This is a genomic window from Brevundimonas sp. (genome assembly GCF_041648115.1).
In the GTDB taxonomy this organism is placed as follows: Bacteria; Pseudomonadota; Alphaproteobacteria; order Caulobacterales; family Caulobacteraceae; genus Brevundimonas.
The window spans coordinates 64,467-77,253 of sequence record NZ_JBAZPR010000006.1; the positions used below are offsets into that span (position 1 = coordinate 64,467).

Below are 12,787 nucleotides of genomic sequence, written 5' to 3' on the forward strand. Positions count from 1 at the left end.
TTTGATCCGATCTCGCGACGGAGTTTACGCACCGACTGCGTTACACTCTGCGGGGACGGACCAGGAGAAGGCCATGGCTTCATCACCGACCGACGCCGCCATCGCCCTGACCCGCCTGGGTCTCGGCGCCAGGCCTGGCGAGATCGAACGCGTCGCCGCAGATCCGCGCGGCTGGGCCACGGCTCAGATCCGGCCCCAGGGCGCGCCACAGCCGTCCGGCCAGTTTGCCGACACCGCCGAACGCGTCGCCCAGTATGTCGACTATCAGAGCGACGCCGGTCAGGTTCGCCGCGACCGGCGCCCGCCCACGTCCATGGCGTCAGACACGGCGCAGACCGCGTCCGCCGCCGATCCCCAGGCCGTCGCCCGGCGCGAGGCCCGTCAGGCCGCGCGTCGCGACATCACCCAGGACACAGCCCAGGAGTTTCTGGCCCGCGCCCAACTGGGCGCCACGACCGACGACGGGTTCGCCGAGCGGTGGGCGCTGTTCTGGGCCAACGCCGTCACCGTCTCGGCCGTCAAGTTCGCCAGCGGCGCCTTCGTCGGCCAGTACGAGCGCGAGGCCATCCGCCCCCACGTCTTCGGCCGGTTCGAGGATCTGGTCCTGGCCGCCGAACAGCATCCCGCCATGCTTCTATACCTGGACCAGGCCCGCTCGGTCGGTCCCGACAGCATGGCCGGCGCGCGCCGCAACGCCGGGCTGAACGAGAACCTGGCCCGCGAGATGATGGAGTTGCACACCGTCGGCGCGGACGGCGGCTATACCCAAGGCGACGTGACCGAACTGGCCCGCGCCCTGACCGGCTGGTCGATCCCTACTGCGCGTGACCAAGGCCAGACCGCCAACCCTTCTCCCAACAGGCCCCGTCGGGCCCGAGCGATGGCGAACCAGATCGAGCCCGGCCCCGACGGCTTCGTCTTCCGCGCCAATGTCCATGAACCGGGCGTCCGCACGGTGATGGGCAAGACCTATCCGGCGTCGGGCCTGGCCCAGGGTCAGGCCATCCTGCGCGACCTGGCTCGCCATCCGGCGACCGCCAAACGCCTGTCGCGCCGCCTCGCCGCCCATTTCGTCGCCGACGACCCGCCACCGGCCCTGGTCGCCCGGCTGGAAGACGCCTGGACCCGATCCGGCGGCGACCTGGCCCAGGTCGCCCGCGCCCTGATCGATGCGCCCGAGACCTGGACGCCCCAGCCCGCCAAGATCAAGACGCCCTACGACTTCGTCGTCTCCACCCATCGCGCCCTGGGAACCCGGCCCCAGCGGATTCAGCCGCTGCGTCAGGCCCTGCTGGACATGGGCCAGCCGCCGTTCGCCGCCCCCTCGCCCGAGGGCTGGCCCGACGCGGCCGCCGACTGGGCCGGTCCCGACGCCCTGGTCAAACGGCTGAACTGGTCGCGCACCGCCGCCGACGCAGCCCAGGCGGCGGACCCGAACGCCCTCGCCGTCGCCGCCCTCGGTGCGCGCCTCAGCGAGCGCACGCGCCTCGCCGTCGCCCGCGCCGAAAGCCGGCCCGAGGCCCTCACCCTTCTCTTCATGTCGCCGGAGTTCCAACGCCGATGACCGCCCTCAATATGAACCGCCGCCGTCTGCTGGCCGCCGCCTCGGCCGGGGTCGGCCTGGCCTTCGCCGGACGGGTCGCCGCCCAGACCAACGGCCCGGCCAACAAGCTGGTCGTCGTCATTGCGCGCGGCGCCATGGACGGCCTGTCCGTCACCGTCCCCTATGGCGACCCCAACTACGTTCCGCTACGTGGCGGCCTGGCCATCGCCGCCCCTGGCGAGGCGAACGGCGCCCTGGCGCTGGGCGAAGGTTTCGGCCTGCATCCGGCGCTGGCCGGCCTGCACGACCTGTATGGCCTGGGCCAGATGCGGTTCGCGCCCGCCGTGGCCCTGCCCGTCCGCATCCGCTCCCATTTCGATGCCCAGGACGTGTTGGAGAACGGCGGCGAGGGTCTGCGTCAACAGACCGACGGCTGGCTGAACCGCGCCATCGTCGCGGCCGGCGGCACGTCGCTGAAGGGCCTGTCGATCGGCGCCCAGACGCCGTTGATCCTGCGCGGCGACGCCCCCGTCTCCAGCTGGGCGCCGGGCGGACAGGTGCGCGGCGGCGACCGCATCGCCTCCCTGCTGCAGGATCTCTATGTCGAGGATCCGATGCTGGGCCAGAACCTGGCGCGCGGCCTGGCGACAGAGGAACTGGTCGGCCAAGGGCAGAACATGGACGGCGACGAGGCGCGCGTACGCCGCAACGACGTCCAGGGCCTGGGTCGCGCCGTCGCCCGCCTGATGACCGGCGCCGAGGGGGCCGACATCGTCGCCGTCTCGCTGGACGGCTGGGATACCCACGCAGGCCAGAAGGCGCAGCTTCAGACACGGCTGACCGGCCTGGATCAACTGGTCACGGGCCTGAAGGACGGGCTGGGCGAGACCTGGTCGCGAACCGCTGTCGTCGTTGCCACCGAGTTCGGCCGCACCGCCCGCGCCAACGGCACGCAAGGCACAGACCACGGCACCGGCTCGTCGCTGTTGCTGGCGGGCGGGGCGATCAAGCGCGGCGGCCCCATCGGCGACTGGCCGACCCTGGCCGACAACCGTCTGTTCGAGGACCGCGACCTGGCGCCGACGATGGACATCCGTTCGGTGTTCAAGGGCGTGCTGCGCGATCATATGGGCCTGGACCGCGCCGCCCTGGACGCCCGCGTCTTCCCCGCCAGCGCCGCCGAGGCGCCGGCGATGGACGGCCTGGTTTAGAGCCTGATCGGCTGAGGTGGAATCGCTTCGCGATTCCGCTGATGCCGTGAATCAGGCTCCAGATTGATGCTGGAGCGAAATCTGAGCTGAGTTGGACTGCGTCCAACTCAACCGATTTCGCTCTAGCCGCCACGCTTGCTTTTCGCGGCGCAACGCCGCATCAGGACGCCATCACCTTGGACCCGGCCCTGTTCGCAGGCGACGGGTGGCTATCCCCGCCGCCGATCCGCTGGGAAACCGAACCGCCTTGAAACCGAACCATCGGGCGCGGCTCATCCAGATGAAATCCTGAAATGTCCATCATCGCCTCCGCGCGCCAGCAATGGCTCGCCAATCCTCGCCGCGACCTGCTGGCGGGGACCGTCGTGGCCCTGGCCCTGATCCCCGAAGCCATCGCCTTTTCTATCATCGCCGGCGTCGATCCGGCCGTGGGCCTTTACGCCAGCGTGGTCATCGCGGTGACCATCGCCTTCGTCGGCGGGCGTCCGGCCATGATCTCGGCCGCGACCGGGGCCATGGCCCTGCTGATGGTTACCCTCGTGCGCGACCATGGCATCGAATATCTGTTCGCCGCCTCCATCCTGTGCGGCGTGTTCCAGATCGTCATCGGCCTGCTGAAGCTGGGCCGCTACATCAAGTTCGTCAGCCGCAGCGTCATGACCGGCTTCGTCAACTCCTTGGCGATCCTGATCTTCCTGGCCCAGATGCCCGAGCTGATCGGCAGGGGCTGGATCACCTACGCCCTGGTCGCGGCGGCTCTGGTGGTCATCTACGGCTTTCCCCGCATCACAAAGGCCGTGCCCTCGCCCCTGGTCGCCATCGTCGCCATCAGCGCGGTGGTGATCGTGATGAAGCTGGACGTGCGCACCGTCGGCGACATGGGCCAGATGCCCACGACCCTGCCGATGTTCCACCTGCCCGCCGTCCCCCTGACGTGGGAGACGTTGGCCATCATCGCCCCGATCTCGGCGACCCTGGCCTTCGTGGGTTTGCTGGAAAGCCTGCTGACCGCCAATCTGATCGACGACATCACCGACACCCCGTCGGACAAGGATCGCGAGACGCGCGGCCAGGGCATCGCCAACATCCTGTCGCCCCTGTTTGGCGGCATGGCCGGCTGCGCCATGATCGGCCAGTCGATGATCAATGTGGGGTCGGGTGCGCGCGGGCGGCTGTCCACCCTGTGGGCCGGTCTGTTCCTTCTGTTCCTGATGCTGGTGCTTCAGGACTGGGTCGCGCAGATCCCCATGGCGGCCCTGGTCGCGGTCATGATCATGGTCTCGGTCGGGACGTTCGACTGGTCCTCGTTGCGGAACCTGCGCAGCCTGCCCTTCCAGTCTTCGGTGGTCATGATCGCCACCACCGTCACGGTCGTTTTGACCCACGACCTGTCAAAGGGCGTGATCCTGGGCGTGCTGCTGTCGGCGGTCTTCTTCATGCGCAAGGTCGGCAAGACGATCACGGTCACCGAGATCGAGACGCCCGAAGACGGCGTGCTGCGCTACCGCGTGTCAGGTCAGCTCTTCTTCGCCTCGGCCGACCTGTTCGCCGCCAGCTTCGAGCACCATGGCCATCCCACACGCGTCGAGATCGATCTCAGCGACGCCCATCTGTGGGACCTGACCGGCGTCGCGGCCGTTGACAAGGTCGTCTTCCGCTATCGCCGCCAGGGCGCGCAGGTCGAGGTGGTGGGCATGAACGACGCCGCCCGCACCCTGGTCGCGCGAGTGGGGCGGTTCGAGAAGATGCATCTGCCGGACGGGGCCGGCGCGCATTGAGGTCGCGTCAGGCGGCGCCGGACGCCTGTTCCGCCTCGGCGTTGGCGGCGTCCGGCTTGGGCATCTTGCAGATGCGGTTCAGGTCGGCGCGGATCGAACTGCCCTGAAAATGCGAGATCTCGGCGCCGGAATAACCCTCTCCGGACAAGGCCTTGACGACGTCGCCGGTGTTCAGACAGTCGGGCGAACGGGCGAGCTGGTAAGCGCGCTCCACGACGTGAGTGCGGTTCATGATGGGAGCCTTTCGTGCCCCTAACAACGTCCGCCAAGCTAAACCGTTCCGGCCGTTGAATTTCCTTCACATCGCCCGCGCTTGCATCCGTCACAAATATCTGCGCACATAGGCTTCGTCGATCTCTCTGCGTAACGCCCACTCTCTCTGCGAACGCACGAGTCAAGGCCGCTCCCATTCAGACCCGACAGGCCGCAGGGGCGTTCCCTCGGTCAACTTCTAACGGAGGTCTCAAAATGGCTACCGGCACTGTTAAATGGTTCAACCCGACCAAGGGTTACGGCTTCATCCAACCCGACGACGGCGGCAAGGACGTCTTCGTCCACATCTCGGCCGTCGAAGGCGCTGGCCTGCGCGGCCTGGATGAAAACCAGAAGGTTTCCTACGAACTGGAACGCGACAAGCGTTCGGGCAAGGAATCGGCTGGCCAGCTGCAAACCATCGGCTGATTTCAGCTTCACGGCTGATATGGCGACGGCGGCTCCTCACGGAGCCGCCGTTTTCAATTCCGGGTCTAGGCGGCCTTTAGCTCGGGCTCGTCTGCGAACGACTGGTCGGCAGGCTCCGTGGTGCAATCCACAGCCCAAATCTCCTTGGGATCGACCGTCGCGGCTGGGCGGGCTGCATCTCTTCGTTTCATATGGGCGCCCAGACCTACGAGCAACGACGCAAGAAAGCCGCCGAGGTCTAGAACCTGATGGTCGAAGTGATCTTCATCTTGATAGAGAGGCACATGGGTTCGCGTCCAATAACGCTGTTCCCCATATCAGCGTTCGACAGAGTATTTCGTTCCATTTTACTTATCGGGATCGAAATTCGAACCTTTAACGGTTGTGGCTTTTAGCGCCCATTTACGCGACATCGACGACACCATTGTATTGTTACGATTGCCGCGCCGATGATTGATTTCCGGCCTCGAAGAAATACTTCCCGACGAAGGCCGACTTCCATCCCCGCTCACGACGATCGTCAGGGCAGCAGTCTGGATTGCGAAACCCGACTTCATTGACGTTGCAGACCTATACGTGCGGGCCGCTTTCGGCCTTCTGCTCGCCGACCAGTTCGAACAGGAGTTCGGTCAGATCCGTCATCGAGGGCGTTCTATCGTCGATGATCGCAACCAACCTGACCTGTCCATGAGGCGTGAAGCGCGGCGCGATCATGGCCCAGTCGGCAAAGCGCCGATGCTGGATCGGCACGCGATCCACGATCACCATGTCGCAGTGACGCGTATCCATCGCGAGCTTCAACACCAGGACATCCAGCGACCCGTGCGACCCTTCCAGGACCTGGGCGAAGCGGGATGATGTGAACGCCAGGGCTCCGGTGATGTTGTTGGCCCGGTTGTTTCGAACCGACTGCTCGACGATGTCGGAGACGCCAATCAGCGCCTCCGCAGGCCGCGTCGAGCAGCTGACGTAAGCCAGTCGTTCCAATACCATTGGCTTTCGCCCCCCGATGCAGAGACGTGGTCACCTTCCACCGAGAGAGTCGAGTCGGCGCTCAGGCCGACCTCAGCCCTTCGTCTTGTCGATCCACGCCGCAAAGGCGTCCGTGAAGCTCTTCAGGAACGCCCTCGTATCGTCCTTCTTCAGCTTGCCGTCGTCGTCCAGCAGGTCGGCGACGTTGCCGATATAGGCCTCGGGCTGCTGCATCGTGGGCATGTTCAGGAAGACCAGGGGCTGGCGCAGGTGGTGGTTGGCGCCGAAGGCTCCGATAGCGCCGGGCGAGACGCTGACGATGGCGGCGGGCTTGCCCTGCCAGATGCTGTGGCCATAGGGGCGCGAGCCGACGTCCAGGGCGTTCTTCAGCGCGCCGGGGATCGACCGATTGTATTCCGGGGTCACGAACAGCACGGCCTGCGTGGTCTCGACCTCCTCGCGGAACCGTTCCCAGGCGGGCGGCGGGCTGTCGGTTTCCAGGTCGGGATCATAGAGCGGCAGGTCGCCGATCTCGATGGGTTCGATCTCCAGCCCCGGCGCCGCGAGCGCCTTCAGCTCCAGACCGATGGCGCGGGAATAGGATCCCTTGCGCAGGCTGCCGACGATCAGGGCGACGCGGACGGGCATAGGATTCTCCGGGGATGGGGGCGGGTTCAAGCGTCAGCATAACCGATCCGCGCGCCAGGATGTTCCGTCAGGGCTTGAACAGAGCCGTCGCGAATGCCTCGCCTGCCGGTCCCGCCGACTTCGGCCCCAGCACGGCGCTGGCCGCCTGGCCCGAGGCCAGCAACCGCCCGCCGACCGCCCGCACGTCCTCGACCGTCTGGGCTTCCAGCTGTTCGGTCATCGACAGGCTGGAGCGCGGCGCGCCGAAGATCAGGGTCTGGGCGGCGTTGCGGCCTGCCCGGCTCATCGGGTTTTCGTCCGACATCCACAGACCGGCCTTCATTACCGCCTTGGCCCGCGACAGTTCCTTTTCGGTCGGGCCGGTCTCGGCCATGGCCCGCACCTCGGCCGCCGCCACCTCGGCCAATTCCTTGGCCCGGTCCGCCGCCGCGCCGGCATAGATGCCCAGCACGCCCGTGTCCTCATACGGCTCCTGATAGGCGTCGATGGCGTAGGCCAGGCCCCGCTCCTCGCGCGCGCTCTGGAACAGGCGGGAGGCCATGCCCCCGCCCAGGATTTCGCCGAACAGCCGCATGGCCGACAGGGCCGGATCGGTCGCCGACAGGGCCGGCAGTTGGAACACCAGATTGGCCTGTTCGATCTTGCGCGTCAGTTTCGCATGGCCGCCGACGAAGGCGGCCGGCGCGGGCGCCTCGACCGGGGTCGCGACCGCATCGCCGAACCAGCGCTCGGCCAGGGCCAGCAGTTCGGTCTCGTCCACTGCGCCCGACACCGACACCACCATCCGGTCGGGCGAATACAGCCGCGCGCGCCAGGCCTCGACGCTGGCCTTGTCCGCCGGCTTCAGACTGTTGATCGAGCCCAGGATCGGCCGACCCAGCGGCTGGCCGGTGAAGGCGCGGGTCTGGACCATTTCGAACACATGGTCGTCGGGCGTGTCGAAGGCCTCGGCGATCTCCTGGGCCACCACGTCCTTCTCGCGCTCGATCTCGGCGGGGTCCAGCGTGGGGCGGAACACCAGGTCCGACAGCACCTGCATCGCCAACGGCAGCGACCCGTCCAGACCCCGCACCTCGAAACTGGTCCGCTCGTATCCGGTGGAGGCGTTGATCGTGCCGCCCTCGGCCTCGATCCGCTCGACGATCTCGCGCGCGGCCATGTCATCGGCGCCCTTGAATACCAGATGTTCCAGCAGGTGCGACCAGCCGGATCGATCCAGCGGCTCCCACCGCGCCCCGCCCTTGACGGTGACGACGACAGCCAGGGTCTTGAGCCCCGGCATGGGGTCGCAGATGACGCGGACTCCGTTCGACAGGGTGTGGAGCGTAGCGGTCAGGGGGTGTCTTTCTTCATTCGGCGTCGAAGCAGGGCCACATAGAAGCCCGCCAGCGCGATCGCCAGTCCGAACCACGTTAGGGCGTATCCGAAATGATTGTTGGAAAAGGCCGCCGGCGGCGCGGACGGCCTAAGCGCCGGAAACTCGGGATTGACGGCGGTGACCGCGAACACAGCCTCGGGCCGCACCGGCCCCGTGACGTTCAGCGCCTTGGCCATGGCGGCCGTGTCGCGGGCGTAGAAGCGGCCGTCCCTCGGCGCAGGGCTCATGGCGCCCGGCTTGTCGAAGGTGCGGAACTCCCCGACCATCACCAGCGGCAGGGTCGTCTCCACCACGCGCGGCCGCGCGGTCACCCCGTCGCCGACGAAGCCCCGGTCGATCAGCAGGCTGAAATCGGCCCCCGCCGGCTTGCACGCCGAGATCAGCCGAACCCCGGCCTCGCCGTCATGGATGGACTGAAGCTCGATGAAGGGCGCGCTGGCGAGGCCCGGACAGACGATCAAGGCCTTGCGGAACTCCAGATCGCCCGCGCCCAGAACCTGGTCCAGCGGCGCAGGCGGTTTCGCCGCCGCCGCATCGGCCGCCGCGATCAGGCCTTCCTTCCACTTCAGCCGCTCGACCTGCCACACGCCCAGGCCGATCAGCAGGATCAGGGCGAGGACCGTCAGCACGGTCAGTATCCAGGGAAAACGTCTCATAAATCCTCCTCCGTGGAGCGCAGCGGAACGGGGGAGGGGGACCGCGAAGCGGTGGAGGGGGCGGAACCTCGCACCGAGTCTGGGGTCGCCCCCTCCACCACGCCAGGCGTGGTCCCCCTCCCCCGCTCCGCAGGGGAGGATCCATCCACCTGATTCCGGTATTGCAGGCCGATCATTAGCCCCCGCCCCGGCCGCATCAAGGCCAGCGACAGGGCCACGACCAGTGGCAGCCAGACGATCAGATGCACCCACATCGGCGGATGGTATTTGATCTCGACGAACAGGGCCGAGAACCCGACGATAAAGCCGGCGATCTGCATGATGAAGCTGGCCGGGCCGTCACCCGTCTGGATGGTCGTGTAATCCAGGCCGCAGACCGCGCAGGCGGGCGCCACCTTCAGAAAGCCCGCGAACAGCGCGCCCTGCCCGCACCGGGGACAGCGCCCCCGCATCGCCGCGCGAACCGGGGTGTCGCAAACGACGACGGCGCGGGACGATCCCTCGTCCCGCGCCGCCTCAAGGTCTTCAGGACCGTCTTGGATCAACCGAAGACGACATAGACGAAGGCGAACAGGAACAGCCAGACCACGTCCACGAAGTGCCAGTACCAGGCCGCCGCCTCGAAACCGAAATGCTTCTGCGGAGTGAAGTCGCCGGCTAGCAGGCGGATCAGGCAGACCGCCAGGAAGATGGTGCCGATCAAGACGTGGAAGCCGTGGAAGCCCGTCGCCATGAAGAAGATCGAGCCGTACAGACCCGAGTTGATCGCTTCTTCGTTGAAGAACAGCTTCTCGTGCAGGATGTGCTGATACTCATAGGCCTGGACGCAGGTGAAGATCACGCCCAGCGCCACGGTGATGCCCAGGGCGATCTTGGCGCCCTTGCGGTCGCCGACCTGGATCGCGTGGTGCGCCCAGGTGACGGTGCAGCCGCTGAGCAGCAGGGTCACGGTGTTCAACAGCGGCAGCTGCCACGGCGACAGCACCTCGACGCCCTTGGGCGGCCAGGTCGACCAAGCCTTGGCGGTGTCGGCCCAGGTGCCGACTTCCGGCGTCAGGGCGCGGGATTCATGGAACAGCGCCATATCGAAGAACATCCAGAAGAAGGCGACGAAGAACATCACCTCCGACGCGATGAACAGGATCATGCCGTAGCGCAGGCCGATGGACACGACCGGCGTGTGATCGCCCGCCTTGGATTCCTTGATCACGTCCGCCCACCAGCCGAAGGCTGAGATCAGCACGCCGGCCAGACCGGCGAAGAAGACGCCCGGCTTGCCCTCGGCCAAGAAGTTGGCGGCGATCGGGCCGCCATCGGCCGGGGCCAGACCCTTCATCCAGATCACCGCGCCGATGAACATGATGGTCGCAGCGGCGGACGACAGCAGCGGCCAGGGGCTGGGCGGCACCAGGTGATAGTCGTGCTGCGGAGTGGCGTGGGCGTCAGCCATGTATCGCGTCTCTTCGTCGGCCAGAGTCGGTTGTTATAGCGGCTATAGCGTCCCCGTTTGCCCGACGCCAGAGCCGCGCCGCCTTTCGGCCTTGTTCAAGGCTGGGACACGCCGACATCTTTTCTCGTCACCCTCGGGCTTGTCCCGAGGGCCCATGCTGGATGCGTCTCCTATCTCACGGATGTTGCACAAACCGGAGCTCACGACTGGCTTCGAGTCAGACCCGCCGTAGGCTCTCGGGACAAGCCCGAGAGTGACGGTGACTTTGTACTCAGGAGTGGGATGTCTTCAACGCCGCGAACGCCTTGGCGGAAAAGGCTGACAGCGGCTGGGGCAGGTCGTTCAGGTCGAACCAGCCGATATCCGACAGCTTGTCCGGTTCGGTCAGCGTCGTCTCGCCGGTGAAGTCGCGCGTGACATAGATCAGCGACACCCAGTGCTGGCCGTCGGCGGGAATGATCTCTTCGGCCAGGCACAGGAAATCGACGGCGCCGATCTTCAGCCCGCTCTCTTCCTCGGCCTCGCGGCGGGCGGCGTCGATGGATCGTTCCATCAGGTCGACCTTGCCGCCGACGATGTTCCAGAACCCGGCCTCGGGCGCCTTCAGCCGCTTGCACAGCAGCACCCGCCCATCGGCGCGCTGGATCACCAAACCGCAGCCGACGCCGGGAAAATCGACGCCGGGCCTTGCTAGAATGGGCTTGCTCAAGCTTTCGGCGCGTCCGGGGACGGATAGAAGGTGTAGCTCAGGGTGATGTCGCGCACGCCCTTGGCCTCGCGGTCGGCGGCCATTTCGGGGGCGATGAAATACTGCATCGGGAACTGCCGCGTCTCGCCGGGCGCCAGCGTCTGGTCGGTGAAGCAGAAGCATTGCAGCTTCAGGAAATACTGACCCGTCTGTTCCGGCTCGACATTGTAGCTGGCCCGCACGAAGAGCGGCTTGTCCGAGGTGTTGGTCACGTCGAAATAGGCCAGACCCGTCTCGCCGATCCGCACGCGCTGCGTCGACTGTTCGGCCTTGAAGGTCATGGGCAGGCCGCGGACATTGGTGTCGAACCGCACCAGCACCGTCTCGTCCAGAACCGTGTCCGAGGCCTTGTCCGCCTTCATCGTCGTGCCGCCGAAGCCGGTGACCTGGCAGAACATCCGATAAAGCGGCACCGCTGCGAACGCCGCCCCCGTCATCCCCATCACGCCCAGGACGCAGGCGATGGCGATCAGATTCTTGCGGTTCGCGTTCATTTCGTCGTGGTCCCCGTCGCCGCCTCCAGCAGCGCCCGCTCGGTCGCCTGGTTCTGCTGCAGCCGCAGGACGGTGGTGGTGAAGACCAGCACGATGAAGGCGACCAGCGCCGTCGCGATCCAGACGTTGCGGCGCTTGCGCGCGCGAAGTTCCTCAGGCGTCAGACGCATGGTTTTACGCTCCCAGACCGGACAAGGCCTCGACCAGAAGGGCCGAGAACAGGGCCATCAGATAGAGGATGGAAAAGGCGAACAGGTCACGCGCCGGTTTGGCCTGGGCGCGCACATCATACAATGCGGCCTCGCGTCCCACGGCCTCGGCCTTGTCTGGCTCGTCGCCCGCACGCGACCGATAAAGACGCAGCGCCAGACCCAGGAAGCCCAGGCCGCCTGCAACCGACACCACCAGATAGATCAGGCCGCCCAGGCCCACGAAGGCCGGGGCGATAGCGACCGGCACGAACACCAGGGTGTAGAGCAGGATCTGCAACCGCGTGGACTTCGCCCCGCGCGCCACCGGCATCATCGGAATGCCCGCCTTGGCGTAGTCGCCGGCCGAATAGAGCGCCAGCGCCCAGCTGTGCGGCGGGGTCCACAGGAAGATGATGGCGAACAACAGCCAGGCCTGCCACGGCGCATGGCCCGTCGCCGCCGCCCAGCCGATCACCGGCGGAAAGGCGCCCGCCGCCCCGCCGATGACGATGTTCTGCGGCGTCCGACGCTTCAGCAGCAGGGTGTAGAAACCGGCGTAATAGACGATGGTCATGGCCAGCAGGCCCGCCGCCAGCCAGTTCGCATTCATGCCCAGCAGCATGACCGAGAACAGGCTCAGGATGACGCCGAACGCCATGGCGTCGTTCTTGCGGACACGTCCCGCCGCCACCGGCCGGCCGCGCGTGCGCCGCATCAGGGCGTCGGTCTCGCCTTCCAGCGCCATGTTCAGCGCGCCGGCCGCGCCCGCGCCCACGGCGATGCACAGGACGGCGATGGCCGCCACCAGCGGATTGATCGATCCCGGCGCCACCACCAGGCCCGTCGCGGCGGTGAACACCACCAGCGACATCACGCGCGGCTTCAACAGCTGGAAGAAGTCCTCCGGCTGCGCGGTCGAGATGGCGGGTGTGTTGAGGTCAGTCGGGGTCACGATGGTCATCTTCTACACCGTCACCCTCGGGCTTGTCCCGAGGGTCCACGTCTCCGCGATACGAAAAGGGCCTCGAACATTCCGC

15 protein-coding genes and 1 other annotated feature are annotated in these 12,787 nt (G+C 66.8%); of the genes, 4 read left to right on the top strand and 11 right to left on the bottom strand.

Annotated features, from left to right (window positions below):
* The first annotated feature begins 73 nt into the window (after positions 1-73).
* From WC597_RS06910 to WC597_RS06920, 3 genes are all read left to right on the top strand, one after another.
* Positions 74-1,564, top strand: coding sequence for a DUF1800 family protein (locus WC597_RS06910; protein WP_372692598.1), 1,491 nt, complete (start codon positions 74-76; stop codon positions 1,562-1,564).
* On the top strand, positions 1,561-2,754 hold the full coding sequence (locus tag WC597_RS06915; protein WP_372692599.1) for a DUF1501 domain-containing protein: 1,194 nt from the start codon (positions 1,561-1,563) through the stop codon (positions 2,752-2,754). The genes WC597_RS06910 and WC597_RS06915 overlap by 4 nt, the downstream gene beginning before the upstream one ends.
* Before the next feature lie 175 nt (positions 2,755-2,929).
* Positions 2,930-2,993, top strand: a sequence feature (sul1 is cis-regulatory element that is thought to sense ions involved in sulfur or methionine metabolism; They are found in Alphaproteobacteria).
* A 60-nt stretch (positions 2,994-3,053) separates the two neighbouring features.
* A complete protein-coding gene (locus WC597_RS06920) occupies positions 3,054-4,532 on the top strand; it encodes a SulP family inorganic anion transporter (RefSeq protein ID WP_372692740.1) in 1,479 nt (492 codons plus the stop codon).
* A gap of 7 nt (positions 4,533-4,539) precedes the next feature.
* Here WC597_RS06920 and WC597_RS06925 read toward each other — a convergent pair whose 3' ends face one another.
* The gene (locus WC597_RS06925; protein ID WP_372692600.1) at positions 4,540-4,764 is read right to left on the bottom strand and encodes a hypothetical protein; all 225 of its coding nucleotides are present in this window, start codon (positions 4,762-4,764) and stop codon (positions 4,540-4,542) included.
* Positions 4,765-5,000: 236 nt separating this feature from the next.
* Between WC597_RS06925 and WC597_RS06930 the strand changes: the two genes are divergently transcribed.
* Positions 5,001-5,213: a cold-shock protein gene (locus WC597_RS06930; protein WP_008260410.1), complete on the top strand. Its 213-nt coding sequence runs from the start codon at positions 5,001-5,003 to the stop codon at positions 5,211-5,213.
* 570 nt (positions 5,214-5,783) lie between these two features.
* Here WC597_RS06930 and WC597_RS06935 read toward each other — a convergent pair.
* The 10 genes from WC597_RS06935 to cyoE all read right to left on the bottom strand — a co-directional run bounded on the left by WC597_RS06935 (position 5,784) and on the right by cyoE (position 12,711).
* Positions 5,784-6,206 carry a BLUF domain-containing protein gene (locus tag WC597_RS06935; protein ID WP_372692602.1) on the bottom strand — a complete coding sequence of 141 codons (423 nt, stop codon included), beginning with the start codon at positions 6,204-6,206 and terminating at the stop codon, positions 5,784-5,786.
* 72 nt (positions 6,207-6,278) lie between these two features.
* On the bottom strand, positions 6,279-6,833 hold the full coding sequence (locus tag WC597_RS06940) for an NADPH-dependent FMN reductase (protein ID WP_372692603.1): 555 nt from the start codon (positions 6,831-6,833) through the stop codon (positions 6,279-6,281).
* 67 nt (positions 6,834-6,900) lie between these two features.
* Positions 6,901-8,115: a M16 family metallopeptidase gene (locus WC597_RS06945; protein ID WP_372692604.1), complete on the bottom strand. Its 1,215-nt coding sequence runs from the start codon at positions 8,113-8,115 to the stop codon at positions 6,901-6,903.
* A gap of 50 nt (positions 8,116-8,165) precedes the next feature.
* Complete coding sequence (locus WC597_RS06950; RefSeq protein ID WP_372692606.1) at positions 8,166-8,867, bottom strand: SURF1 family protein; 702 nt, start codon at positions 8,865-8,867, stop codon at positions 8,166-8,168.
* On the bottom strand, positions 8,864-9,412 hold the full coding sequence (locus tag WC597_RS06955) for a DUF983 domain-containing protein (RefSeq protein ID WP_372692607.1): 549 nt from the start codon (positions 9,410-9,412) through the stop codon (positions 8,864-8,866). The genes WC597_RS06950 and WC597_RS06955 overlap by 4 nt, the downstream gene beginning before the upstream one ends.
* Complete coding sequence (locus WC597_RS06960) at positions 9,409-10,317, bottom strand: cytochrome c oxidase subunit 3 (protein WP_372692608.1); 909 nt, start codon at positions 10,315-10,317, stop codon at positions 9,409-9,411. Before WC597_RS06960 ends, WC597_RS06955 begins: the two co-directional genes overlap by 4 nt.
* A 271-nt stretch (positions 10,318-10,588) precedes the next feature.
* Positions 10,589-11,026, bottom strand: coding sequence for an NUDIX domain-containing protein (locus tag WC597_RS06965; protein WP_372692609.1), 438 nt, complete (start codon positions 11,024-11,026; stop codon positions 10,589-10,591).
* Entirely contained in the window at positions 11,023-11,559 is a 537-nt protein-coding gene (locus tag WC597_RS06970; protein ID WP_372692610.1) for a cytochrome c oxidase assembly protein, read from the bottom strand. The genes WC597_RS06965 and WC597_RS06970 overlap by 4 nt, the downstream gene beginning before the upstream one ends.
* Positions 11,556-11,729 (bottom strand): hypothetical protein, encoded by a 174-nt coding sequence (locus WC597_RS06975; RefSeq protein WP_372692611.1) that lies wholly within the window; start codon positions 11,727-11,729, stop codon positions 11,556-11,558. The genes WC597_RS06970 and WC597_RS06975 overlap by 4 nt, the downstream gene beginning before the upstream one ends.
* Positions 11,730-11,733: 4 nt before the next feature.
* Positions 11,734-12,711 carry a heme o synthase gene (gene cyoE, locus WC597_RS06980; RefSeq protein ID WP_372692612.1) on the bottom strand — a complete coding sequence of 326 codons (978 nt, stop codon included), beginning with the start codon at positions 12,709-12,711 and terminating at the stop codon, positions 11,734-11,736.
* Between the last annotated feature and the right edge of the window lie 76 nt (positions 12,712-12,787).

Excerpts from the sequence above, each read along its gene's own strand:
- WC597_RS06930 (WP_008260410.1), top strand. The coding sequence starts at position 5,001 with ATGGCTACCGGCACTGTTAAATGGTTCAACCCGACCAAGGGTTACGGC.
- WC597_RS06925 (WP_372692600.1), bottom strand. The coding sequence starts at position 4,764 with ATGAACCGCACTCACGTCGTGGAGCGCGCTTACCAGCTCGCCCGTTCG.
- WC597_RS06970 (WP_372692610.1), bottom strand. The coding sequence starts at position 11,559 with ATGAACGCGAACCGCAAGAATCTGATCGCCATCGCCTGCGTCCTGGGC.
- WC597_RS06950 (WP_372692606.1), bottom strand. The coding sequence starts at position 8,867 with ATGAGACGTTTTCCCTGGATACTGACCGTGCTGACGGTCCTCGCCCTG.
- WC597_RS06935 (WP_372692602.1), bottom strand. The coding sequence starts at position 6,206 with ATGGTATTGGAACGACTGGCTTACGTCAGCTGCTCGACGCGGCCTGCG.
- WC597_RS06960 (WP_372692608.1), bottom strand. The coding sequence starts at position 10,317 with ATGGCTGACGCCCACGCCACTCCGCAGCACGACTATCACCTGGTGCCG.
- WC597_RS06910 (WP_372692598.1), top strand. The coding sequence starts at position 74 with ATGGCTTCATCACCGACCGACGCCGCCATCGCCCTGACCCGCCTGGGT.
- WC597_RS06975 (WP_372692611.1), bottom strand. The coding sequence starts at position 11,729 with ATGCGTCTGACGCCTGAGGAACTTCGCGCGCGCAAGCGCCGCAACGTC.
- cyoE (WP_372692612.1), bottom strand. The coding sequence starts at position 12,711 with ATGACCATCGTGACCCCGACTGACCTCAACACACCCGCCATCTCGACC.
- WC597_RS06945 (WP_372692604.1), bottom strand. The coding sequence starts at position 8,115 with ATGCCGGGGCTCAAGACCCTGGCTGTCGTCGTCACCGTCAAGGGCGGG.
- WC597_RS06915 (WP_372692599.1), top strand. The coding sequence starts at position 1,561 with ATGACCGCCCTCAATATGAACCGCCGCCGTCTGCTGGCCGCCGCCTCG.
- WC597_RS06940 (WP_372692603.1), bottom strand. The coding sequence starts at position 6,833 with ATGCCCGTCCGCGTCGCCCTGATCGTCGGCAGCCTGCGCAAGGGATCC.